At 72.5% G+C, this 24228-nt stretch carries 22 protein-coding genes; 11 read left to right on the forward strand and 11 right to left on the reverse strand.

Going from position 1 to position 24228, the window contains the following annotated elements; all coding sequences use genetic code 11:
- The first annotated feature begins 23 nt into the window (after positions 1-23).
- The 4 genes from PVK74_RS09215 to PVK74_RS09230 are packed head-to-tail and all read left to right on the forward strand — an operon-like array spanning position 24 to position 4620.
- Positions 24-863, forward strand: coding sequence for a cyclase family protein (locus tag PVK74_RS09215; RefSeq protein ID WP_043323192.1), 840 nt, complete (start codon positions 24-26; stop codon positions 861-863).
- Entirely contained in the window at positions 856-2262 is a 1407-nt protein-coding gene (locus tag PVK74_RS09220) for an MmgE/PrpD family protein (protein WP_064445579.1), read from the forward strand. Before PVK74_RS09215 ends, PVK74_RS09220 begins: the two co-directional genes overlap by 8 nt.
- A 22-nt stretch (positions 2263-2284) precedes the next feature.
- Positions 2285-3748, forward strand: coding sequence for a dihydroorotase (locus tag PVK74_RS09225; protein ID WP_274478812.1), 1464 nt, complete (start codon positions 2285-2287; stop codon positions 3746-3748).
- An 11-nt stretch (positions 3749-3759) separates the two neighbouring features.
- Positions 3760-4620 carry an HpcH/HpaI aldolase/citrate lyase family protein gene (locus PVK74_RS09230; RefSeq protein WP_274478813.1) on the forward strand — a complete coding sequence of 287 codons (861 nt, stop codon included), beginning with the start codon at positions 3760-3762 and terminating at the stop codon, positions 4618-4620.
- Between the two features lie 70 nt (positions 4621-4690).
- On the opposite strand, the gene PVK74_RS09235 is transcribed toward PVK74_RS09230, so the two are convergent.
- The 7 genes from PVK74_RS09235 to PVK74_RS09265 form a co-directional block, all read right to left on the reverse strand.
- Positions 4691-5590 (reverse strand): ROK family protein, encoded by a 900-nt coding sequence (locus tag PVK74_RS09235; protein WP_043323180.1) that lies wholly within the window; start codon positions 5588-5590, stop codon positions 4691-4693.
- 95 nt (positions 5591-5685) lie between these two features.
- Positions 5686-7140, reverse strand: a complete 1455-nt coding sequence (locus PVK74_RS09240; RefSeq protein ID WP_043330003.1) for an argininosuccinate lyase — start codon at positions 7138-7140, stop codon at positions 5686-5688.
- Between the two features lie 47 nt (positions 7141-7187).
- Complete coding sequence (locus PVK74_RS09245) at positions 7188-8009, reverse strand: creatininase family protein (protein ID WP_209962362.1); 822 nt, start codon at positions 8007-8009, stop codon at positions 7188-7190.
- A complete protein-coding gene (locus PVK74_RS09250; RefSeq protein ID WP_064445576.1) occupies positions 7997-9745 on the reverse strand; it encodes an ABC transporter permease in 1749 nt (582 codons plus the stop codon). Before PVK74_RS09250 ends, PVK74_RS09245 begins: the two co-directional genes overlap by 13 nt.
- Complete coding sequence (locus PVK74_RS09255) at positions 9742-10815, reverse strand: ABC transporter ATP-binding protein (protein WP_187693398.1); 1074 nt, start codon at positions 10813-10815, stop codon at positions 9742-9744. Before PVK74_RS09255 ends, PVK74_RS09250 begins: the two co-directional genes overlap by 4 nt.
- Positions 10816-10876: 61 nt before the next feature.
- Positions 10877-11929, reverse strand: a complete 1053-nt coding sequence (locus PVK74_RS09260; RefSeq protein ID WP_064445575.1) for an extracellular solute-binding protein — start codon at positions 11927-11929, stop codon at positions 10877-10879.
- 255 nt (positions 11930-12184) lie between these two features.
- Positions 12185-13333, reverse strand: coding sequence for an ROK family transcriptional regulator (locus PVK74_RS09265; RefSeq protein ID WP_043323169.1), 1149 nt, complete (start codon positions 13331-13333; stop codon positions 12185-12187).
- Positions 13334-13841: 508 nt separating this feature from the next.
- Here PVK74_RS09265 and PVK74_RS09270 point away from each other — a divergent pair.
- Positions 13842-16562, forward strand: coding sequence for a sugar-binding protein (locus tag PVK74_RS09270; RefSeq protein ID WP_043323166.1), 2721 nt, complete (start codon positions 13842-13844; stop codon positions 16560-16562).
- An 84-nt stretch (positions 16563-16646) separates the two neighbouring features.
- Here PVK74_RS09270 and PVK74_RS09275 read toward each other — a convergent pair whose 3' ends face one another.
- Positions 16647-17222, reverse strand: a complete 576-nt coding sequence (locus tag PVK74_RS09275) for a VanZ family protein (protein WP_113972987.1) — start codon at positions 17220-17222, stop codon at positions 16647-16649.
- Positions 17223-17857: 635 nt separating this feature from the next.
- Here PVK74_RS09275 and PVK74_RS09280 point away from each other — a divergent pair.
- Positions 17858-18154 carry a DUF1540 domain-containing protein gene (locus PVK74_RS09280; RefSeq protein ID WP_064445572.1) on the forward strand — a complete coding sequence of 99 codons (297 nt, stop codon included), beginning with the start codon at positions 17858-17860 and terminating at the stop codon, positions 18152-18154.
- Positions 18155-18305: 151 nt separating this feature from the next.
- Entirely contained in the window at positions 18306-19088 is a 783-nt protein-coding gene (locus tag PVK74_RS09285) for a DUF2470 domain-containing protein (RefSeq protein ID WP_274478815.1), read from the forward strand.
- Here the strand turns inward: PVK74_RS09285 and PVK74_RS09290 are convergent.
- Genes PVK74_RS09290 through PVK74_RS09300 form a run of 3 tightly spaced genes read right to left on the reverse strand, consistent with a single transcriptional unit; the run spans position 19085 to position 21067 of the window.
- Positions 19085-19270: a hypothetical protein gene (locus PVK74_RS09290; RefSeq protein ID WP_274478816.1), complete on the reverse strand. Its 186-nt coding sequence runs from the start codon at positions 19268-19270 to the stop codon at positions 19085-19087. The two genes, PVK74_RS09285 and PVK74_RS09290, sit on opposite strands and share 4 nt — an antisense overlap.
- Entirely contained in the window at positions 19270-20685 is a 1416-nt protein-coding gene (locus PVK74_RS09295) for an NAD(P)-binding domain-containing protein (RefSeq protein WP_104112323.1), read from the reverse strand. The genes PVK74_RS09290 and PVK74_RS09295 overlap by 1 nt, the downstream gene beginning before the upstream one ends.
- Before the next feature lie 55 nt (positions 20686-20740).
- Positions 20741-21067 (reverse strand): ArsR/SmtB family transcription factor, encoded by a 327-nt coding sequence (locus tag PVK74_RS09300; protein ID WP_369799347.1) that lies wholly within the window; start codon positions 21065-21067, stop codon positions 20741-20743.
- A 328-nt stretch (positions 21068-21395) separates the two neighbouring features.
- Here PVK74_RS09300 and PVK74_RS09305 point away from each other — a divergent pair, with 328 nt between their 5' ends.
- The 4 genes from PVK74_RS09305 to PVK74_RS09320 all read left to right on the forward strand — a co-directional run bounded on the left by PVK74_RS09305 (position 21396) and on the right by PVK74_RS09320 (position 24205).
- Positions 21396-21779, forward strand: a complete 384-nt coding sequence (locus PVK74_RS09305) for an ArsR/SmtB family transcription factor (RefSeq protein ID WP_064445568.1) — start codon at positions 21396-21398, stop codon at positions 21777-21779.
- A gap of 83 nt (positions 21780-21862) precedes the next feature.
- On the forward strand, positions 21863-22555 hold the full coding sequence (locus tag PVK74_RS09310; protein WP_069088395.1) for an arsenate reductase/protein-tyrosine-phosphatase family protein: 693 nt from the start codon (positions 21863-21865) through the stop codon (positions 22553-22555).
- Positions 22556-22655: 100 nt separating this feature from the next.
- A complete protein-coding gene (gene arsB, locus PVK74_RS09315) occupies positions 22656-23741 on the forward strand; it encodes an ACR3 family arsenite efflux transporter (protein WP_113972990.1) in 1086 nt (361 codons plus the stop codon).
- Between the two features lie 56 nt (positions 23742-23797).
- A complete protein-coding gene (locus tag PVK74_RS09320) occupies positions 23798-24205 on the forward strand; it encodes an arsenate reductase ArsC (protein ID WP_210882423.1) in 408 nt (135 codons plus the stop codon).
- Positions 24206-24228 lie beyond the last annotated feature (23 nt).

Here is a 24228-nt window from a genome sequence, read left to right on the forward strand (position 1 = left end):
ACAGCCGAAACGCGAGGAACCCCGTGGGCACCACTGCCAGAACCGCCGACCGCCTGCTCGACGCCGTGCAGGCCGGCGTCACGATCTACGACCTGGGCCGGCGGCTGACCGTCGGCATGCCGCAGTCACCGAACCACCCGGCGTTCGGGCTCACCCTGCCGCGCCGGCACGGCGACATGGTGCGCGCCGACGGCGGCTCCGCCGCCAACGACCTGCTGGTCATGGGCACGCACGTCGGCACGCACGTCGACGCCCTCGCGCACGTGTCCCAGGACGGCCGGCTGCACGGCGGCGCCGACGCCGCCGCGGCGCAGGTCGGCGGCCGGTTCGACGAGCTGGGCGTGCACACCGTCGCGCCGATGGTCCGCCGCGGCGTGCTGCTGGACGTGCCCGCCACGCTGGGCCTGGAGGGCTGCGAGGCCGGCTACGAGATCACCCCCGCCGACCTGGACGCCACCGTGTCCCGGCAGGGCACGCCGGTGGGCGCGGGCGACGTGGTGCTCATCCGCAGCGGCTGGGGCCGGCTGTTCGACCACGAGGACCGCAACCAGTACATCGGCAAGGACTCCGGCGTACCGGGGGTCGGCGCGGACGGCGCCGGCTGGCTGGCGCAGCGGGGCGTGCACGCGGCCGGCGCGGACACCATCGCCTTCGAGTGCCTGCCGCCGGGCAAGGGCCACAGCACGCTGCCGGCGCACCGGATCCTGCTGGTGGAGCACGGCATCTACCTGATCGAGACGATGGCGCTGGAGGAGCTGGCCCGCGACGGGGTGCACGAGTTCACCTTCGTCATGGCCCCGCTGCCGCTGTACGGCGCCACCGGCTCCCCGGTGCGTCCGCTGGCGGTGGTCAGCCGTGGCTGAGCCGACCCTGGGCCGGCACCTGGCCGCCTTCGCCGCCGACACCTCCGCCGCGACGCTGCCCGACGAGGTGGTCGCCAGCGTCCGGGCCCGCGTGCTGGACGTGCTCGGGCTCTGCGTGGCGGCGCAGCCGCTGCCGACCAGCCAGGCCGCGCTGGCGTACGTCGCCGAGCAGGGCGGCCGTGGCCAGGCCACCGCCGTCGGCGTGGACGAGAAGGTCCCCGCCGCGCTGGCCGCGTTCGCCAACGGCGTGCTGGCGCACTCCCTCGACTACGACGACACGCACCTGCCGTCGGTGCTGCACCCCAGTGCCACGGTGGTGCCGGCCGCGCTCGCCGCCGCCGAGCTGTCCGGCGCCTCCGGGCAGGAGACGGTGGCCGCGATCGCGGTGGGCCTGGAGGCGTGCGTACGCCTCGGCATGGCCGGCTACGACCCGGCGGCCGGCAACTCGGTCTTCTTCGAGCACGGCCAGCACGCCACCTCGATCTGCGGCACGCTGGGCGGGGCGGTGGCCGCGGCCCGGCTGCTGAAGCTGGACGCGGGCGGCACGCTCGACGCGCTCGGGGTGTCCGCCTCGATGGCGGCCGGGCTGATCGAGTCCAACCGCAACGGCGGCACCGTCAAGCGGATCCACTGCGGCTGGGCGGCGCACGCGGCGGTCAGCGCCGCGCAGCTGGCCCGGCACGGCGTGACCGGCCCGCCGACCGTGCTGGAGGGGCGCTTCGGCTTCTTCCAGGCGTTCCTGCGCGGCGAGTTCGACGGCGACGAGATCGTCCGCGGGCTCGGCTCCGAGTGGGCGGTGCCCGGCATCTTCTTCAAGCCGTACCCGGCGAACCACTTCACCCACGCCGCCATCGACGCGGCGATCGCGCTGCGCGAGCGCGGGCTGCCGCTGGACGAGATCGAGTCGATCACGCTCGGCGTGCCCACGCCGACGGTGCGTACCATCGGCCAGCCGATCGAGCGCAAGCGCGCGCCGCAGACCGGCTACGAGGCGCAGTTCAGCGGCCCGTACGCGGTCGCCGCCGGCCTGATCGGCGGCGGCGGTCTGGGCGTGGAGCTGGCCGACTTCACCGACGCCCTGGCGCACGACCCGCAACGGCGGGCGCTGATGGCGCGGGTCGACGTGGTGGCCGACGAGCGGTGCGACGAGATCTTCCCGCACCAGTTCCCGGCGGTGCTGCGGATCGTCACCCGGGACGGACGCGAGTGGGTGCAGGAGGTCCTGGCCAACCGGGGCGGCCCGCAGCGTCCGCTCAGCGACGCCGAGCTGGCGGTGAAGTTCCGCACGAACGCCGCGTCCCTGCCCGAGGCCACCGCCGCCCGCATCGCCGACGAGGTCCACCGGCTCGACCAGGCCCCCGACGTCCACGGCCTGATGGGCCTGATCAACCGCCGCTGAACCGAGCACGAGGAGCAACACCATGAGCATCTACGACCTGCTGTTGACAAACGTCCGCGTGGTCCGGCACGACCGGCCCGAGCCCGAGCTGATGGACATCGGCGTCACCGACGGGCGGATCAGCCGCGTCGCCCCGCAGATCGACCGGGCGGAGGCCGCCCAGGTCGTCGACGGCGGCGGCCGGCTCGCCTTCCCCGGCGTGGTCGACGCGCACCAGCACTGGGGCATCTACAACCCGCTGAGCGAGGACGCCGTCTCGGAGAGCCGCGCGTCGGTGCAGGGCGGCGTCACCACGGCGCTGAACTACATGCGCACCGGGCAGTACTACCTCAACCGGGGCGGCCGGTACGCAGACTTCTTCCCCGAGGTCCTGGCCGCGACCGAGGGCCGCTCCTACATCGACTACGGCTTCCACCTGGCGCCCATGTCGCGGGAGCACATCGGCGAGGTGCCGTCGCTGGTGGAGGAGCACGGGGTCACCTCGTTCAAGATCTTCATGTTCTACGGCAGCCACGGCCTGCACGGCCGCTCCGCCGACCAGAACTCGTTCCTGATGATCCCGGAGGGCGAGCGGTACGACTACGCCCACTTCGAGTTCGTGATGCGGGGCGTCCAGGCGGCCCGGGAGCGCTTCCCCGAGCTGGCCGACGAGATCTCGCTGTCGCTGCACTGCGAGACCGCCGAGATCATGAGCGCGTACACCAAGCAGGTCGAGCAGGACGGCACGCTGCGCGGGCTGGAGGCGTACCACGCGTCGCGGCCGCCGCACTCCGAGGGACTGGCCGTGTCGATCGCGTCGTACCTGGCGCACGAGACCGGTCTGCCGAAGATCAACCTGCTGCACCTGACCTCGGAGAAGGCGGTCGACGCGGCGCTGCGGATGGCGCGGGCGTTCCCGCACATCGACTTCCGCCGCGAGGTGACCATCGGGCACCTGGTGGCCGACATCGACACCGCGCACGGCCTGGGCGGCAAGGTCAACCCGCCGCTGCGCCCGCGCGCCGACGTCGAGGCGCTCTGGGGGTACGTCCTGGACGGCAAGATCGACTGGGTGGTCAGCGACCACGCCTGCTGCAAGGACGAGGTCAAGTTCGGTGAGCCGCGCGACGACATCTTCGTCGCCAAGTCCGGCTTCGGCGGCGCCGAGTACCTGCTGCCCGGCCTGGTCACCGAGGGCAACCGGCGCGGCCTGTCCTACCAGCGGGTGGCGGAGCTGACCTCGTGGAACCCGGCCCAGCGCTTCGGCCTGCGCAACAAGGGCGCGATCGCGCAGGGCTACGACGCCGACATCTGCCTGGTCGACCCGAACTCGACCTGGACGGTGCGCGCGGAGGACTCCGAGTCGACGCAGGAGTACACGCCGTTCGAGGGCTTCGAGCTGACCGCCCGGGTCACTGACACCTTCGTGCGCGGGCGGCACGTGCTCGTCGACGGCAAGGTGACCGGCGAGCCGGCCGGCCGCTACCTCGCCCGCCCGCAGCGGTAGGGGAACGACTGATGGCGGCGGTGGCGCGCAGTTACCTGTACGTGCCGGGCGACCGGGCGGACCTGCTGGACAAGGCGGCCGGGCGCGGCGCGGACGCGCTCGTGCTCGACCTGGAGGACGCGGTCACGCCGGCCCGCAAGGCGCACGCCCGGGAGACGGTCGCCGGGTACCTGGGCGCCGCCGCGCCGGCCGGCCCCGAGCTGTGGGTGCGGATCAACAGCGACCAGGTCGCGGCGGACGTCGAGGTGCTCTCGCCGGCGGCGGCCGGGGTCTGGGTGCCGAAGGCCGAGCCGGAGCTGCTCGCCGAGGTCGACGCCGCGCTGGCCCGGGTGCAGCGGCGGATCGGCCCGGACGCCCCGGCGTTCCGGGTGGTGGCGCTGATCGAGACCGCCCGGGGCGTGCTCACCGCGCCGCGGGTGGCCGAGGCGCCACGGGTGCTGCGGCTCGGCCTCGGCGAGGCGGACCTCGCCGGTGAGCTGGGGTTGCAGCCGGGACCGGAGCGGGCGGAGTTCGCGCCGATCCGCTCCCAGGTCGTGGTCGCGTCGGCGGCGGCCGGCATCACCCCGCCGGTGGGACCGGTGGAGACGACGCTGCGCGACCCGGAACGGCTGGAGCTGACCACCCGGGCGCTGCTGCGGCAGGGCTTCCGGGCCCGCAGCGCCATCCACCCCGGGCAGATCGCGACGATCAACGAGGTGTTCACCCCCACCGAGGCCGAGGTGGCCTCGGCGCGGGCCGTGCTGGCGGCGCTGGAGCGGGCCGAACGCGGCGGCTCCGGGGTGGCCACCGACGCCGACGGGCGGCTGCTGGACCGGGCGGTGGTGCGGGCCGCCGCCGAGGTGGTACGCCGCGCCGAGGCGTCCACCGACTGAACCCGCGAGAAACGACCGGGCGGGGCGCCCCACCGCGCCCCGCCCGATCCGTTCCCGGCGCCCGGCCCGCTCAGACCACCGCTGGCTGGGCCTCGACGGCCATGGCGAGCGAACCGAGCAGCGCGGCGTCCTGCGCGAAGTCCGACAGCACGATCTCCGGCGGGTACGGCAGCGTGTGGGTGAGCCGTTCGGTCAGCAGCGCCCGCACCAGGTCGTTGCCGGCGACGCTGCCCACCAGCACGATCCGCTGCGGGTCGAGCACGAGGCAGCAGGTGACGAGGTGGCGGGCGAGTTCGTCGACGCGTCGGCGGAGCTGTTCGCGTACCTCGCCCGGCTGTTGCGCGGCCGCGCACAGACCGGCCGCCCGGCCGTCCACGCCCAGCCGCTGCGCCAGCTCGTCCAGGGCCCGGCCGGAGAACGTCGCCTCCAGCATCGGTTCCAGGCGGGGCGGCCAGCTGTGGTCGGTCAGCCCGTAGGCGATCTCCCCGGCGGCGCCGTGGCGGCCCGGCAGCACCTCGCCGTTGACGGTGACCGCCGCCGCGACGCCGGTCCCGAGCCCGACGACGAGTCCCGGGTCCGCGTCGCGCAGCGCCCCGAGCCGCAGCTCGGCGTGGGCGGCTGCCTTCAGGTCGTTCGTGACCCGCACGTGCGCCAGGTTCAGGTGGGCGCGGACCGCGTCGGCGAGCCGCAGCTGCTCCCAGCCGGGCACGTTCGGCGCCAGTTCGATGCCCTCGTCGTGGACCACGCCGGGCGAGGCGATGCCCGCCGCGACGAGCGTGCCGCCGGTCTGCTCGGCGAGTTCGCGGGCCCGGTCCAGCGCCCGGGTGAGGGCCTGCTGCGCGCCCTGCTCGGCATTGGTGGGCAGGCGCTCGGAGACGAGCAGCCGGCCGTCGGCGTCGCCCACGCCGATGGCCATCTTGGTGCCGCCGAAGTCGATGCCGAGCAGGCGCGGATTTGCCGGTCGTTCCATGGTGATGTCAGATCGCCCTTCGGGCCGTCGGTCCAGATCACGTGGTCGCCGCGACACGACGTCCGCGACCACGGCCAGCTGCGTCTGTCGCCCCGTCACGGGCCTACCCTCGCCGCGACCGCCTCGGCGAGAGCCGTGTCGGCACGGGTCAGCCGCTCGCGCAACGCCTGCGCCCGCTCCTGCACCGCGTCGAGCATTGTAGACAGTCGTCCGACCTGGTCCCGGACGGCCGCCTCGCCGGGCCCGTCGGCCTGGGCACGGCGCAGCACGAGTTCGGGGCGGACCGCGGCGGCCAGCAGGTCCCGCACCGCGGCGTCGTCGAGCGTCAGACCCAGCTCGGCGGCGGTGGACCGGACCAGGTCCCCGGTCCAGGTGGCGGGCGCGCCGCCGCGTACCAGCCGGCCGAGCAGCGAGTGGGCACCCCGGAACGGCACACCATGGCGGGCCAGCGCGTCGGCCGCGGCGGTGGTGGTGGCGCCGGAGGCGACGATCTCCTCAGCGGACGGCGGGCGCAGCGGGTCCAGCTTCTCGATCAGGCCGCCGAGCAGCGAGAAGAACCGGTACGCCCGGTCGTCGCCGTCCCAGAGCCGGGCCTGCACGTCGGTGGTGGCGTTGTTGGAGTCCTCCCACCAGGCGGCGCCGACGTTGTTCAGCACGCTGGCCGCGTCGGCCGCCGCGGCGCCCGCCATCGAGACGAGGTGCTCCAGCACCACCGGGTTGCGCTTCTGCGGCATGATGCTGCTGCCCTGGGTGAACTCGCCCGGCGTGACCACCCAGCCCCAGCTCAGCCAGTCCATCAGCGTGCGGGCCAGCCGGGCGCCGGTGGCGAGCGCCTGCGCGTTGAGCGTGGCGACCCGGACCAGGTGGTCCGCGCCGGCCACCGCCTCGTACGAGTTGACGATCAGCTGGTCGAAGCCGAGCAGGTCGGCCAGCCGCCGGGGCGAGATGTCCAGGTCGGTGCCGGCGAACGCGCAGGAGCCCAGCGGCGAGCGGTTCATCTCGTCCAGCAGGTCGGCGTACGCGGCGGCCTCACCGGCAAGAGCCTCGGCGTAGCCGGCGAAGACGTGCCCGATGCTGGTCGGCTGGGCCGGGCGGCGGTGCGTGTAGCCGGTGACCACCACGTCGGCGTGCCGGTCCGCGCGGTCCAGCACGGTACGGCCGGTGGCCAGCAGCGCGTCGAGCACCTGGAGCAGCTGGTCGCGCAGCACCATCCGGAACACGCCGGCGTCGAGGTCGTTGCGGCTGCGCGCGAGCTGCACGCTGAGCTGCGACGGCTCGATGCCGGCCGCGGCGGCGAGCCGCTTCTCCAGCGTGTAGTAGACGTCCTCGACGCTGCCGTCGTACTCCAGTTCCTCGGGCCGGTCCCCGGTGAGGGTGACCAGGCCGCGCAGCATCGTGGCGGCGGCCTCGTCGGTGATCAGTCCCTGCTCGGCGAGCATGACGACGTGGGCCTTGCTGGCCGTGACCATCGCCGGGTAGAGGTGGGCGACGTGGTGGTCGAACACCACCCGGAGGTGGTGCTGTTGATAGACGGTCAGTGACGGGCTCATGGTGGCCTCCCGAGGTGGTGCGTTGTCGTGCGGCGTGCCGCGCGTGGTCATCCGGTCGTCTGGTCCGGCCCGTCGGCGCCGGGGGGCCCGGGCAGCGGCGCGGCGAGCCACGCCACGACCAGCTCGCGCAGGCGTGCGCCGGCGGTGGCGCGGATCCGGCCGCCGGCCTCCTCCCCGGCCAGCGAGACATGGCCCGACCAGCCCTGCCACGGGTCGGGCCGCGACTCCACGAGCACGTACGGGTACGGGGTGGGCAGTTTCGGCTTCGGCGGCAGGTCCGGCGCGGCGTCCAGGCGCACCGCGTCCGGGTCGAAGCCCAGCACCGCGGAGCTCTCGTACGCGCCGCCGTGCCCCCGGGCGGGCAGCTCACCGAACATCTCGGTGGTCTCGTCCGGGCCGACGAGCTGGAACCAGTTCACCAGCATCATGCTGGCCCGGTGCCGGCCGGAGACCCACTCCATCGCGGCGCGGACGGTGGACATGTTGGCGTCGTGCCCGTTGACCACGAGCACCCGGGGAAAGCCCGCCTCGACGATGCCGGCGAGCACGTCGGCGAGGTAGCCGACGGCGATCTCCGGTCGCAGCGCCACCGTGCCCGGCCACGGCCGGGTCTGGCCCGGGCAGGCGGCGTACGGCGTGGCCGGGAACAGCACCGCCCGGGCCGGCCCGGTGGCCAGTTCCCCGGCGAAGCCCTCGGCCAGGATCAGGTCGGTTCCGATCGGCAGGTGGGGGCCGTGCCACTCGACCGCGCCGACCGGCAGCACCGCCAGGTCGGCCGCCTCGGTCACGGCGGCGAACGCGTGCCCGGGTACCCGGGTGACCGGGAGCAGCCCTCCCCCGGTCCGCCACCGCTCGATCAGTTCGTCCACTGCTCGGCCCTCCGGGTCGCGGTCCGGCTGCTCTCCAGCCGACCGGAGAACCACATCACCACGAAGATGAGCAGCACCTGGAGCATGCCGTAGGCGGCCGCGGTGCCCAGCTCGAAGCTGTACATCCGGTTGTTGATGGCGACCGAGATCGGCACCGTCGACGAGGTGTAGATGAGCACCGAGGCGACGAACTCGCCGACGCCGTGCACGAACGCCAGCAGCGCGCCGGCGAGCACGCCGGGCAGCATCAGCCGCACGGTGATCGTGTAGAACGCGCGCAGCCAGGAGGCGCCGAGGTTACGGGCGGCGTCCTCCAGCGACGGGTCGATCAGCGCCAGCGTCGCGGAGCTGGACCGGAACACGATCGGCAGGAACCGCACGAAGTAGGCCAGCGGCAGGATCCAGAACGTGCCGACCAGCACCTGCCCGAAGCTGAACGCGTTGCCGGTGCTGAACGCCGAGATCAGGTTGATCGCGACGACCGTGCCGGGCAGCGCCCAGGCGATCATGACGGCCACGTCGAGCAGGCCGCGCCCGACGAACTTCAGCCGCCGCACCGCGTACGCGATGAGCACGCCGATCACCACACAGCCCACGACCGCGATCAGGCTCATCTGCACCGAGTTGAGGATCGGCTCGAACGCCTTGGGGTCGGTGAAGATGGTCACGAAGTTCTCGAACGTGTACGTCGGCGGCAGCACCTCGGTGGTCCAGGACCGGTCCTCGGAGAAGGCGACGAGCGCGATCGCGGCGACCGGGGCGAGCAGGACCAGCGTGGCCAGCACCGAGGCGAGCGGCGCGAGCCAGCGGCCGATCGGGTTGGTGATCTCCCGCCGGACCGCCGAGATGCCCTTGGACTGCGACTGGTAGTTGCGCCGTCCCTCGTACCAGCGCATCGCCAGCAGGAAGATGATCGAGACGATGCCGAGCACCGAGGCGTACGCCGAGGCCATCGGCAGGTCGCCGTTGGTGCGGTTGATGTAGATCTGCATCGTCATGGTCTGGCTGACGTTGAACAGCAGCGGCGCGGTGTACGACGCCAGCGACGTCATGAAGACCAGCAGCGACGCCGAGATCAGCGCGGGGGTGAGCATCGGCAGCAGGACCGTGCGCCACACCCGGAACCGGCCCGCGCCGAGGTTGTACGCCGCCTCCTCGACCGACGGGTCCATCCCGGCCAGCGCCGCGGAGGCGGCCAGGAAGAAGAACGGGTACATGGTGAACGTGTGCACCACGAGCACACCGGCGATGCCGTCGAAGGCCAGGACCGGCTTCTCGGTGCCGAGCAGCGCCTGCAGGCCGCGCGGCACGATGCCGATGTTGCTGTAGAGCAGCTGGAAGGACACGGCGCCGATCAGCGGCGGCAGGGCCGCCGGCACCAGGATGAACGCCTCGATGAGCCGCCGGCCGCGGAAGTGGAACCGCTTGAGCAGGAACGCCATCGCCACGCCGACGATGCCGCAGAGCAGCACGCTGGCGGCCGAGATGAACAGCGAGGTGAACAGCGACTCGCGGGCCACCCCGGAGGAGGAGAGGAACTGCAGGTAGTTGTCAGAGCCGTTGGCGCTGACGCTCTCGCGGAAGGTGGCGAACATCGGCTGGACGACGAAGCCCCAGAGCACCAGGACCAGCGGCAGCACCAGCAGGTACGGGAACCAGCGGGAATTGGCCCCGCCGGACAGACGCCGGCCGAGGGCCGCCGCCCAGGCGGGGGCGGTCCGGGTCGCAGCGGTCACGGCTTGACCACCCAGAGGCGCTCCGGTACGAGCCGCAGTCCCACCACGTCGCCGAGCTCCAGGCCGGCCGGCGCGTCGATCAGCGCCGCCATCACCTCGTTGCCGTCCACGTCGACGCTGATGTTGGTGGCCATGCCGGTGAACTCGACGTGGCTGATCCGGCCGCGCATGGCCGCCGTGTCGTCGTCGCCGCCGAGCGCGATGTGCTCGGGGCGCGCGGAGACGAGCGCGGTGTCGCCCGCGCCGAGCCCGTGCCCGGCGGGCGCGCCGACGTCGATGGTGGCGCCGCCGGGCAGGCGCACCGCGACGCTGTCGTCGGTCGCGCCGGTCACCGGCAGGCTCAGCACGTTGCTGCGCCCGATGAACCGGGCCACGAACGCGTTCGCGGGCTTGTAGTAGATCTCGTGCGGGGTGCCGACCTGCTGGACCCGGCCGGACTCCATGACGGCGATCCGGTCCGACATCGCCATCGCCTCGGCCTGGTCGTGCGTCACGTAGATCGAGGTGGTGCCGCTCTCCCGCTGGATGCGCCGGATCTCGGCGCGGGTCTCCTCGCGCAGCTTCGCGTCGAGGTTCGACAGCGGCTCGTCGAGCAGCATGGTGCGCGGGCGGATGACCAGGGCCCGCGCCAGCGCGACCCGCTGCTGCTGGCCGCCGGAGAGCGCGTCGATGCGCCGGTCGCCGTACCCGGCGAGGTGCACCTGTTCGAGCGCCTCGGTGACCCGGCGGGCCTGGTCGGCGCGGGAGACCCGGCGGACCTTGAGCCCGTACGCGACGTTCTGCGCCACAGTCATGTGCGGGAACAGCGCGTAGTTCTGGAACACCATGCCGGTGTCCCGCTTGTTCGGCGTCCAGTGGGTGACGTCGTCGTCGCCGAAGTGGATGTGACCGGAGGTCGGGAAGTAGAAGCCGGCCACCATGCGCAGCGTCGTCGTCTTGCCGCAGCCGCTCGGTCCGAGCAGCGTGAAGAACTCGCCGGCTCCGATGGTGACGGTGACGTCATCGACCGCCGCGGAGTCGCTCGACTTGGCGAAGCGCTTACTGACCGCCGTCAGTCGGACATCGATCATTTCGTGGGTCCTTCCAGGACGAAGCCGGGCCGTGCCGCAGCACGGCCCGGTTCCGAGCGTCTTAGCCCTTGCCCTTGATCTGGGCGTTCCAGTGGGTGATCCAGGCGGTCTCGTTCTTGCCGATCACGTCCCAGTTGACGTCCATCGGCTTGAGGTCGAGCTTGGTCAGCCACTCGGGCTTCTCGGCGATCTCGACCGCGGGGATCTGGAAGTAGTCCTTGGCCAGGCTGGCCCGCAGCGAGTCGTCGAAGAGGAACTCGAGGAACTTCTTCGCGCCCTCGGTGTTGCCGCCCTTGACCGCGGCCACGCCGTCGACGAGCACCGGCGCGCCGGAGGCCGGCATGACGTAGCCGAACGGCATCTTCTCGTTGGCCTGCAGCAGGATGTCCTGGAGGTTCCAGGCGCTGACCACGCCCTGCTCACGCGACATCTTCAGGTAGAGGTCGCTCGGGTTGGCGGCGTACTCGACGGTGTTGGCGTCGAGCTTGCGCAGCCAGTCGTAGCCGGGCTGCGGGTTCGACCCGTCGGGGGTGTAGCGCTGGATCATCGAGGCGTAGATCGAGCGCATGGTGCCGGAGGCGGCCACGTCCCGGATGATGATCTTGTCTTTCCACTTCGGGTCGACCAGGTCGTCCCAGTCCTTCGGCGCGGTCTCCGGGGTCAGCGCCTTGTTGTTGTACATGATGACCTCGGGCAGCAGGATCTCGCCGAACCAGCGGCCCTCGGCGTCCTTGTACCGCGCGTCGATCTTCGAGGCGAACGACGGCTGCCAGGACTCCAGCAGCCCCTCGGACGCGCCGGCGGCCAGCCCCTGCTGGGTGCCGCCCCACCAGACCGACGCCTGCGGGTTGGCCTTCTCGGCGCGGACCCGCTCGAGCACCTCCTGGGCGCCCATGTTGAGCACCTCGACCTTGCCCTTGTACTCGGGGTTCTTGGTCGTGAACTGCTCCACGACGTAGTCGGTGACCGACTTGTCGCGGGCGCTGTAGATGACGACCTTCTCGGCCGGCGCGGCGCCGGAGGAGCCGGTGTCCTTGTCGTCGTCACTGCTGCCGCACGCGCTGACGGCCAGCAGCGCGCTGAACGCGACGGCCAGGGCCAAACGACGTTTCATTGGTACCTCCATTTTGCGGGGGAACTATCGGGAGCGGAGAAAGACGGTGTGCGGTGCCGGCCCGGGGACGCCGGCGGGTTCGCCGGCCCCCCGGGCTCGGGGTCGAAGGTCCGCGGGTCGCGCCCGGACCGGGGCGCGCCGCATCGCGCCGCGACCTGTCGTCCGGGATCCGGACGCGGTCGCCGCGACGGTGACTGTGGGTGTGGTGGGTGGGTGTCGGGGTCGGGGTCGTCGGGGGCCGGGGTCGGGTGGTGGTCAGGGAAGCGAGGGGCGGGGCACCGCGGCCGAGAGCGCGTAGCTGATCGCTCCGTGCAGCACTGCCTGGTCACCGAGGGTGGCCCGGCGTACCTCGGTGGGGGCCGGGGTCCGGGCGGAGACGAGGGTCTGAAGCTGGTCGAGGGCCGCGTCGTCCAGTTCCGCGGCGGCGCCGCTGAGCAGCACCAGTCCCGGATCGACGACGCAGGCGCAGGAGAGGATGAGCCCGGCCCAGGCGCCGAGGACCTCGTCGAGGTACTCGCGGGCGGGCGCAGACGTCGCGGCGAGGCGGCTCAGCTCCCGTACCGGTGACTCGGGCCGGCGGCCCGGGTTGAGCGCGACGACCCGCTCCGCGATGGCGTTCACCGACCACCGGGCCTCGAAGTCGCCGACACCGCTGTAGCGACGCTCGGTCGTGCCGCCCAGCGGCAGGAAGCCGACCTCGCCGGCGGCTCCGCTGGCGCCCCGGCGGACCTTGCCGTCGAGCACGAGGCCGGCGCCGATGCCCTCGGCGACGTGGATCAGCAGCAGGTTCGCCACGTCCGCGCCGGCGCCGGCGACGCACTCGCCGGCGGCCATGAGGTTCACGTCGTTGTCGACGACCACGGGTACGCCGAGCCGCCGTTGCACGGACTCGCCGATCGGCCACGCCTCGACCAGTCCGACCGACGGCGCGAGGCGTACCGCGCCGTTGGTGGAGACGCCGGGCACCGCGATCGCGACGCCGCGCAGCGAGGGCAGGTTGTCGCCGACGAGGTCGAGGACGAACTCGCAGACGGTCTCCACCACGTTCGCGCCGAGCCGCGCGACGCGGTGCGCGATGACCGCGCCCTCGCTGTCGGCGATCTCGCAGCTGATCCGGGGTGGCTCCAGCGACACCGCCGCGACGAGCTCGGCGCGGGGGTTGAACTCGAGCATCTCCCGGGGCCGGCCGGTGGTGGGCGCGCCGGGCCCGCGTTCGATGAGGTAGCCCTCGGCGACGAGTTCCCGCACGAGCGCGGTGACCGTGGCCGCCGAGAGGCCGGTCATCTCGGCCAGGTCCACTCGGGACAGCCGCCGGGCCTGCCGGGCGGCCAAGATCACCGAGAGACGCTTGATCTCACGGGACCGCTCACGGCTGACCGGGCTGGTCGGGGCTTTGTCAGACACTCTTTCTTCCTAGTGTGAAAAAAATGAGACGTCAAGTAACGAGATGATCTCGGAGCTCCGGCCAGCGGAAATTTGGGAAGTGGCAAGCCGGACGCGCCAGGCCACCCCGACATGGCGCGCAAAACCGGGCCCTCGCGTCCACATTGGGTGCCCAAAATAGGGCAAAGCGCCCCCTCCGGCTGATGCAGGCCGGGAAGCCGGGCCACTGAGCTGCGGGGATTGTTTCTTCGAATAAGGAAGAAAGTCGTCCGGGCCTATTGACGACGCCTCCGCAAGATCCCTAGGTTACGGCCCGAAGGCCTTCCGGTGGACCGATCCGTCGCCACCGTGTGCACCGCTCACGCCGTGACGGTGCGCGTACACCATCACCCCGTTGTCGAGCACCACGACCAGCGAGGACCCGACAGTCCTCAATGGACAGCTGTCCGCGTCACGACCCGGCGCGCGCCGGGCCCGTGACCCGTCCCCCAGCCGCAGCACTCTCGCTTCGAGACGAAGAGGTATGCCCATGAGATGGCGCACCACGGCAGCGATCGCCATGTGCGGTCTTCTGTCGTTGGGCCTGGCCACTCCGGCCCAGGCCAACCCCCAGAACGCAGCACCGAAGCCACAGGCCAAGAAGTCCGACAAGCCCGTCGACCTGGACATCATGTTCATCGGCGCGCACCCGGACGACGAGGCAGGCCAGCTCGGCATGCTCGGATACTGGAACGAGTATCACGGCATGAAGGCCGGCGTCATCACCACCACCCGCGGCGAGGGCGGTGGCAACGCCACCGGTCTCGAGGAGGGCCCGGAGCTCGGCATCCTGCGGGAGGCCGAGGAGCGCAAGGCCGTCGGCTGGGCCGGCGTCGAGCACATCTACAACCTGGACGCGCTCGACTTCTGGTACACCGCGAGCGCCCCGCTGACCGAGGAGGTCTGGGGCCACCAGGAGACGCTGTCCCGGATCGTGCGGGTCCTGCGGACCACCAAGCCCGAGGTCATCCTCACGATGAACCCCTCGGCGACGCAGGGCAACCACGGCAACCACCAGAAGGCGGCCATGCTGGCCGTGGAGGCCTTCTACGCGGCGGCCGACCCGAAGGCGTTCCCGGAGCAGATCAAGAAGGAAGGGCTCAAGCCCTGGCGGGTCTCCCGCATCTTCCAGACCGGTGGCAGCGGCACCACCGGCACCAACGGCCCCGCCTGCGAGACCACGTTCACGCCGGCCGAGGCCAGCAACGTCATCTTCGGCACCTGGCAGGGCTACGAGTCGGCGCGGCACGACGGCAACCGGTGGAACACGGTCCAGACCTGGGCCCGCCGGGAGTACGTGTCGCAGGGCTGGGGCAACAGCTCCTTCCCGACGACCAACCCGGACGCGATCGGCTGTAACCGGCTGACGCTGATCGACACCCGCACGCCGTACCCGGACCCGAACGTGGGCGCCGGCACCGGCGCGCTGCAGGGCGCCACCCTGCGTGCCCCGGGCGGCCTGCCGCTCGGCACCGAGATCCACGTGCGTCCGCGCACCTGGGAGGCCGTCGGCGGCCAGCCCATCAAGGTGGACACCGTCCTGTACGCCGAGAAGGCCATCCCGGGCGCCAAGGTCGCCCTGGACGTCCCGGCCGGCTGGAGCGTCAGCGGCAACGGCAACGTCGGCACGCTGACCCCGGGCAAGGAGGTCGTGAAGACCTTCACCGTCACCCCGCCCGCGCAGGTCGAGGTGGGCACCCGCTTCCGGCTCAACGCCACGCTGACCAGCAAGAAGGACGGCAGCGGCGTCAGCAGCGCCCAGGTGCAGGGCACCGCTCCGGTGCGCGGCACCCTGGAGCCGCTGGAGGAGATCGCCGACTTCCGCGCCTGGACCGTGCGGAACAAGACCCAGCAGCTCGACGCGCTCATCGAGTCCCTGCTGAACATCCCCAGCGGCGGCACCCGCAGCGTCAAGGTCAACCTGACCAACCACGGCACCCGGGTCGAGTCCGGCTCGGTCAAGCTGAACGTTCCCGCCGGCTTCTCGGTGGCCGAGCAGCAGGTGCCGTACAGCGGCCTGCGGCCGGGCGCCACCACCTCGGTGACGTTCACCGTCAGCAACACCGACACGTCGCTGCCGACGGCCAACCGGGCGCCGGACAACGGCGCCTACCGGGTGCAGATCGAGACCAGCTACGTCGGTGGCAGCGCCACCGAGCCGGGCGCGTTCAACCTGGTCCCGACCACCACGATCCCGAAGGCCACCACCGCGCCGACGGTGGACGGTCACGGGCACGACCACGAGTACACCGGCGAGGTCATCGACATCTCCACCCGCTGGGAGGGCACCGCCGCCCCGGCGTCGGACATCTCCGGCACCGCCCAGCTGACCCACACCGACGACGCCCTGTACGCCATCTTCAACATCACCGATGACGTGCTCGGCACCGTCCTGCCGCCGGAGGACTGCAAGCGTCCGCGGCGTAACGACAACATCGAGTTCGGCATCGACCCGCGCGGCAACTCGGCGAACACCTCCACGGTGTTCAACATGGCGCTCTTCCCGGCCACGAACGACCCGGCCAACGGGAACCCGCCGTGCTTCGCCCGGGAGCGGGACAACCACCAGGGCGGCCCGGAGACCGCGCCGGGTGTGGAGATCGCCTCCGTGGTGACCAGCAACCCGTACACGGGTTACCGGATCGAGGTCAAGATTCCGTTCAGCGTGCTGCCGGACACCATCGACCCGAGCCGGATGGGCCTGAACATCCTGGTCAACGACTCGGACACGCAGGACCTCAGCTCGCAGACCCGGGTCGGCTGGTCGACCTGGAGCGGCGTGCGGGCCGACCCGTGGCGCTGGGGCAACGCGCTCCTGCCGGGCCTGCCGGCGCAGCCGTCGGCGCCGAAGGCTCCGATCATGCCCGACACCGCGGCGCTGAGCGTGGACTCGCCGCAGACCCTGCTGCAGTCCGTCTCGGACGGGGTCGCACCGGGTGGTTACGCCAAGCTGGCGGACAACACGGTGAAGCTCAAGAAGGTCACCCGCACCGCCAACAAGGTCTCGGTGCAGCTCCAGGTGAAGAAGGCCGGCACCGCCCGGGTCTTCGTCTGGGACGGCAGCCGGGTCGTGGCGCAGACCCAGGCCAGCCTGCGGAAGGACGGCACGCTCGTCCTGCCGCTGAGCGGGTCGCTCCCGGCCGGCACCTCGCTGCTCGTCTCCTACGAGAGCGGTGGCGCCACCACCGCTCTGGCGAAGAAGCTGTGCTGACCGGACGGTGAACGCGTCGACCTGACGCGCTGACGCGATGGGCCGGGCCGTGAGGTCCGGCCCATCGTGCCGTATCCGGGCCGTTCAGCGTTTCGCCGCCGGCACCGGCAGGGGCCGGTCCGGAGACGCCGGGGCCGGCCACCAGCGGCGCGAGGCCAGCGCGGCCAGTCCGGCGCCGGCGGTGTTGAGCAGGACGTCGTCCACCGAGGACACCCGGTCCAGCCGCAGGACGTACTGCGCGACCTCGACCAGGACCGAGCAGCCCGCCGCGAGCGCCAGGATCCGCGGCACCGACGCCAGCGCCGCGAACCGCAGCGGGCCGAAGAACCCGAGCGCCGCGAACACCAGCAGGTTGCCGACGATCTGGACCGCCACCGTCAGCGGCCCGCTCGCGAGGACGGTCAGCAGGTCCCGCAGCGGCACCAGGCTCACCCGGCCCGGAACCACACCGGCGCCGTCCCCCGGGAGCATGATCATCCAGACCCACGGCGCGGTCCCGTAGACGATGCCGACCTCGGCCAGCGACAGCCGCCAGGCCGGCCCGCCGCCGCGCCGGCGCGCGAGGAGCCACACCACCAGCGCGGCCAACGGCAGCGCGGCCACCGTGACGAGCACGACCCCGTTGATCGTGCCGAACCAGCCGTGCCACCCCTCGACCACGCCGCCTCACCTTCTGTCCGCCCGGGGATCCTGCCAGGTCCGACCGGCGCGGACCGGCGTCCCGGCGCGCCCAGGGTGCCATCCTGCCCGCCACCCCGCGGGCCCCCGCCCCGGGCGGCCCGCGCGGACGACAGCCCGGCGCACGGGCACGACGCGGACCCCCGGCCGACCCACCGCCGCCGACCGGCGCGGGCGCACAATTCCGTGTACGGAACCGGCGCTGCGGAAATTCGATTTCCGCCCCGGGCGGCGAAACCAATTCCCGGCTCCGGAGCGCCGATTTCCGCACATCAATTCACCTCCCCGATCCGGCGCATGACCCTCGGCGCGCTCCAGGCCGTTCGCCGGACCGCACCCTGCGCTCGGACCAGCGCGGACGGGGCCAGCGCATGCCCACCTCGCACCGGCAAACAAAGGCTTTCCTTACAAAGGTAAGCCTCATCTTCGCCCGCCCGGGAGTTCGCGCGGGATCGACGGTTTACCGCCGCCGACGCCGCATTGCGCTGCTATGGTGAGCATGATCCTCACTTCGGGCGGACAGGTTTGAAGCCCCGCTCGCAGGGCTAATACCGAATGGCATTCGAGCACCACGAGGCCGGCCGTCGCACCGCCGGCCCGCATGACTTGGAGGCACCATGAAGACGCTGTTGCAGTCTCCGCCGGTACGTGAGTGCGCCGCCACGGCGTGCAGTTTCAACGACAACGGTTGTCACGCGCCCGCGATCACCGTGGCGGCGAGCGCCGACGCGGCGTCCTGCGCGACGTTCGTCGAGTCGTCGATGAGCGGCGGGATCGCGGAGGTCACCGGCGCGGTGGGCGCGTGCGCGCGGGCCGAGTGCGTGTTCAACACCAACCTCGCCTGCACGGCCGAGTCGATCACGGTGGGCCCCGGCGCCACCGTCAGCGACTGCCTGACCTACCAGCCCGCCTGACAAAGCGGACACCCACGCCCGTACGGGTCACGACGGTCACCGTCGTGACCCGTATGCGTCTCCGGCACCCGACCCGCCGTTGCACAGGTAAGGCTTACCTACTACCGTCTGACCTGGGCCGACTTCACCCCTTCCGGCCGAGGAGACAGACATGGCGTTGCACCCCGCCGGGCGCCCGGCCCCGTCGACCGGCGTCACCCCGGTCGCCGCCGGGCCGTCTCCGGTCACCTCCACGCCCCGGGACGCCGTCGCCGCCCGGTGCGTGCTGAGCTCTGCCTCGTCGCTGCGGCTGACGCTCGGCGACACCACCGCCGACCTCCTGTCCGCCCACGCAGTCCTCCCCGACGGCACGATCGTCCTCGCGGTCGACGCGATGAGCCGCACCGGCGGCCTGCTGGTGGCCGCGCGCGGTCACCGCGGTGCGGTACGCGTGGACGTGACCCACCTCGCTCCGGTCGCCGTACGCTCGCGGGTGCGGGACCGGCTGCGGATCCTGGGCACCGCCCGCCGCTTCGACCCGGCCGCGCTCGACGCCTGCGACCCGGCCACCGTGATGTCGCTGCTCGACCTGCCGCCGGTGGCGCTGTGGGCGATCGAGCCGGACGAGATCCTCCTCGACCGGGCCACCGAACCCGTCGCGGTGGACCTCGGCACGTACCGTGCCGCCCGCCCGGACCCGATCGCCGTCGACGAGGCCGCCCACCTCGCGCACCTGACCCGGTGCCACGGCGACCTCCTGGACCGGCTCGGTGCGCTCGTCGACAGCGCCGTCAGCGCCGGCGCGACGCGGATGGTCCCGGTCGCGCTCGACGCCGAGGGCATCGTGCTGCGCGCGGAGCGGCCGGACGGTCACGCCGACATCCGGTTGTCCTTCCTCCACCCGGTCACCGCCGGCGCCGGCCTCGCCGGGGCGCTGCGGACGCTGCTCGGCTAGGGCTGCCCGCTTCCTACCGAGCGCATCGCGGCGGCGGCGAGAAGGCGGGCGGTGGTGACCGCGGCCAGCAGGCGGTGGAGGGTGCCGTACCCGATGGTGCTGGTGACGGCGAGGGCGGCGACGAGGCGCCACCCGTGACGCCCGCCGGCCGCGGGGCCGGCGGGCGCCGTCGTGGTGGTCATCAGCTGGTGCAGCAGCCGCCGGTCTCACCGTTGGTCGGGGTGTCGAGGCTGACCAGGCTGAGCGGCGCGGAGAGCAGGCCCCCGGAGATTCCGGTCGCCAGCCCTTGTGCGGCCGGCGTGGCCGCCGGGTCGGGGCCGCAGCAGCTGTCCGCGCCGGTGGAGTCGGCGGGGTTGCTGTTGCAGACGCCGGTCTCGGGCAGGTCGAGCTGGACGTCGCGGGCGGCGTCCCAGTCGCCGGCGAGAGCGGCGACGACGGAGCGGACCTGCTCGTAGCCGGTGGCCATCAGGAACGTCGGCGCGCGGCCGTAGCTCTTCATGCCGACGGCGTAGTAGCCGACCTCGGGGTGCGCGAGTTCGGCGGCGCCGTGCGGCGGGACGGTGCCGCAGGAGTGCTCGTTCGGGTCGATCAGCGGGGCGAGGGCGCGGGTGGCTCCCATGACCGGGTCGAGGTCCAGGCGCAGCTCGGCCGCGATGGAGTGGTCGGGGCGGAAGCCGGTGGCGGCGACGACGCGGTCCACGGTGACGGACTCGTCGGTGCCGTCGGCGTGCCGGACGGCCACGGTGACCCGGCCCTCGGCCGGGGTGAGGGCGTGTACGGAGAAACCGGTGAGCAGCCTGATCCGGCCGGCGTCGACGTGGTCGCGCAGCCGGGCGCCGAGCGCGCCGCGGGCGGGCAGGGCGTCGGCGTCTCCGCCGCCGTAGGTGCGGGCGGGGCTGGCCGAGCGGATCGCCCAGGTCACCTCGGTGCCGGGTTCGGCGGTGGCCAGCTCGGCCAGGGAGAGCAGGGTGTTCGCGGCGGAGTGGCCGGCGCCGACGACGAGGGTGTGCCGGCCGGCGAAGCGGTCCCGGCCGCTGCCGAGCACGTCGGGCAGGGCGTGCTCGAGGAACGCCGCGGCGTCCGTCTCGCCGCGGGCGGGCAGGCCGGAGGCGCCGAGGACGTTGGGGGTGCCCCAGGTGCCGGAGGCGTCGATGACGGCGCGGGCGAGCAACTCGTCGCCGTCGGCGAGGCGGATCAGGAACGGCGTCTGTTCGCGGCCGGCGGTGCGCAGCCGGTCCAGGCCGAGCCGGCTGATCGCCTCCACCCGCGCGCCGTAGCGCAGGTGGGGCTTGAGCTGCGGCAGGTCCGCGAGCGGCTGGAGATAGTCGGTGACCAGCTCGGCGCCGGTGGGCAGGGCATCCTCGACCGGGGCGACCCAGCCGGCGTCGTCGAGCAGCCGGCGGGCGGCGGGGTCGACGTTGTAGCGCCACGGGGAGAACAGCCGCACGTGCCCCCACTGCCGCACCGCCGCGCCGGTGGTGTCCCCGGCCTCCAGGACGAGGAAGGGCAGCTCACGCTCGTGCAGGTGGGCGGCGGCGGCGAGACCCACCGGGCCCGCGCCGATCACCACGACGGGCGACTCGTCCAGGACACTCATCGGGAACTCCTCGGTGTTGAGAATGGCGGATCAAGAGGTGCGGGTGACGCCTGCCTCAGCAGGCTCCGACCGGATCGGGGGCCGGGCGGCCCATGACGACGTCGGCGGCGGACGGGAAGCACCCGACACAGGCGTCGTTGATGCGGTAGTGGCGTGCGGTGCCGACCGGCTCGACGAGCACGAACCGCACCTCGGTGAGGATCTTCAGGTGCTGGGAGACGGTGGACTGGGCGAGCCCGACGGCGGCGACGATCTCCCCCACACTCATCGGCCGGGCGTGGCGGGCCAGGTACTCCACCACCTGCACCCGCGTCGGGTCCGCGAGGGCCCGGAACCACGAGGCATAGGTCTGCGCGGTGTCGCGGTCGAGGAGGTCCCCCATCATCTCTCCCTCCATCGTTAATCGCCGATTGACGATGGAAGCCTAGCAGGCGCCGGAGCGGGCGATCCGCAGGGCAGCGGTCCCGCTTCTCAGCGGGGTGCCGTCAGCGCGTAGGCGGTGGTGCGGGCGCGGTCGCGGAGGCGGGCGATCCTCTGCGCGGGAGTGGACACCCGGGCGCAGGAGTCGCAGAACCGGACCCCTGCCACGGATGACGGCCGGCGACGCGGGAAGCCGAACATGACGAGCCTCATTTCCTGGGAGCACCTTGTCTTGACATATGTCTAAACAGAGAGTTGCACGCTGATTAGATGGATGTCAACCTAGAGGCATGCCGAAGCGCCAAGCGCCGATCCCCCTCGTCGACCTCGACGCCGACGCGCCGTGCTGCCCCCCACTGGCGCAGCGCCGGGTCCCGGCAGAGACGGCCGCGATCCTCGCGCCCGCGTTCAAGGCCCTCGGTGATCCGGTACGGCTGCAGCTGATGTCGATGATCGCCTCCGCCGACGGCGGCGAGGCCTGCGTGTGCGACCTGACGCCGGCGTTCGACCTGACCGGGCCGACGATCTCTCATCACCTCAAGACCTTGCGCGAGGCAGGCCTGGTGGACGCCGAACGGCGGGGCACGTGGGTCTACTACCGGGCGCGGCCACAGATCCTGCGCCAGCTCGCCGGCCTGCTGTCGATCGAGCCGACCGCCGCGGCGCAGCGGTAGACCACCGCGCGGCGACTCGCGCTCCCGGGGGATCCGGCCGCGCCGGCTTGACGCCTCCAGATTAATCAGAAATTATTGAGTCAATGGACATTGAGTCTTACTCGCTGGTCGAGCGCGCGCGGGTCCATGCGGCGTTGGGCGACCCGGCCCGCCTGGCCATCGTGGACGCGCTCACCCTGGGCGACGCCTCACCCGGGGAGATCGCACACACCCTCGCCATGCCGACGAACCTGGTCGCCCATCACGTCAAGGTCCTCGCCGACGCGGGCCTCGTCGTCCGGGGCCGGTCGGAGGGCGATCGGCGACGCATCTACCTTCGACTCCGACCGGCCGCCCTCTCCGCCCTCACGCCGCCACCACTGGCGGGCGCGCATCGGGTCGTCTTCGTCTGCACCCACAACTCCGCCCGCTCGCAACTGGCCGCGGCCCTGTGGAGGCAGCGCGCCAACGGCGACGCCGCATCCGCCGGCACCAGGCCGGCGCCGCGGGTCCATCCCCGCGCGCTCGCCGTGGCCCACCGCCACGCCCTCGACCTCGACCCGGCCGGCACCGCACACGTCGACGACGTCGTCCGGGACGGCGACCTGGTCATCGCCGTCTGCGACAACGCCCACGAGGAACTCACCGGGCCGGTCCGCCCCCGCCTGCACTGGTCCGTGCCGGACCCGGCCCGCGTCGACACCGACGAAGCGTTCGAGGCGGCCTACGCCGACCTCGCCGACCGCGTCGATCGCGTCGCCCCGCACACCGCCGCACCCTGCGGGAAGCCGGCCTGATCACCGCCTCAGTCTGCGGGCGCCCGACGCAGCCGCCCGGCACAGGGCGACCCCACCCGACGCGCACGCGCCGGCACCGACGATCCACGGGAGCAGACCGATGAGCACCGCCACCAGAGCCGAACACGCCCCACCGTTGGTGGCACGCCTCTCGCGCCTCGACCGGTTCCTGCCGGTCTGGATCGGCCTGGCCATGGTCGCCGGCCTGCTGCTCGGCCGGATCGTTCCCGGCCTGGACGACGCTCTCGACGCCGTCCAGGTCGGTGGCATCTCCCTGCCCATCGCCCTCGGCCTGCTGATCATGATGTATCCGGTACTGGCCAAGGTCCGTTACGACCGCCTCGACACCGTCACCGGTGACCGGCGCCTCCTGGTCTCGTCGCTGATCCTCAACTGGATCGTCGGTCCCGCCGTCATGTTCGCCCTGGCCTGGATGTTCCTGGCCGACCAGCCGGAGTACCGCACCGGTCTGATCATCGTCGGCCTGGCCCGCTGCATCGCGATGGTCATCATCTGGAACGACCTGGCCTGCGGCGACCGGGAGGCGGCAGCGGTCCTCGTCGCCGTCAACTCGGTGTTCCAGGTCCTCGCGTTCGGCCTGCTCGGCTGGTTCTACCTGTCGGTGCTGCCGGGCTGGCTGGGTCTGGACGGCGCCGCGCTGCAGGTCTCCGGCTGGGAGATCGCCGGCAACGTGCTCGTCTTCCTCGGCATCCCCCTGCTCGCCGGCTACCTGTCCCGCCGCCTCGGCGAACGGACCAGGGGCCGCGACTGGTACGAGCGGCGATTCCTGCCCAGGGTCGGACCCGTCGCCCTGTACGGACTGCTGTTCACCATCGTCGTCCTGTTCGCCCTGCAGGGTGAGGCCATCACCGACCGGCCGGTCGACGTGGCCCGCATCGCCCTGCCGCTGCTGGCCTACTTCGCCCTCATGTGGGCCGGCTCCTACCTGCTCGGCCGGGCCATCGGCCTGAACTACGAACGCACCACCACCCTGGCCTTCACCGCGGCGGGCAACAACTTCGAACTGGCGATCGCGGTCGCGATCGGCACCTTCGGGATCGCCTCCGGCCAGGCCCTCGCCGGCGTCGTCGGCCCGCTGATCGAGGTCCCGGTTCTCGTCGGCCTGGTCTACGTGTCGCTGTGGGCCCGTGCCCGCCTGTTCCCCGCGCCGGGAACCCGGCCATGAGATGCCCCGACCGCGCCGCGGCACGTCACGGCAACCATCAGGATCATGGAGACCCGATGAGCGACAAACCCAGCGTCCTGTTCGTCTGCGTGCACAACGCCGGCCGTTCCCAGATGGCCGCCGGGTGGCTGCGCCACCTCGCCGGCGACACCGTCGAGGTCCGCTCCGCCGGAAGCGCGCCCGCCGGCCAGGTCAACCCCGCCGCCGTCGAGGCCATGCGGGAGGTCGGCATCGACATCACCGACCAGACCCCCAAGCGCCTGGAGTACGAGACGGCGGAGTCCTCGGACGTCATCGTCACCATGGGCTGCGGTGACGCCTGCCCCGTCTTCCCGGGCAGGCGATACGAGGACTGGAAGCTGGAAGACCCCGCGGGCAAGGGCGTCGACGCGGTACGCCCCATCCGGGACGAGATCCGCGCCCGGGTGGAACGGCTGCTCGCCGACCTGCGCCCCACCGCCTGACACCCCTGTCGTGCGACTCACCA

This window comes from Micromonospora chalcea, from assembly GCF_028768405.1.
In the GTDB taxonomy this organism is placed as follows: Bacteria; Actinomycetota; Actinomycetes; order Mycobacteriales; family Micromonosporaceae; genus Micromonospora; species Micromonospora chalcea.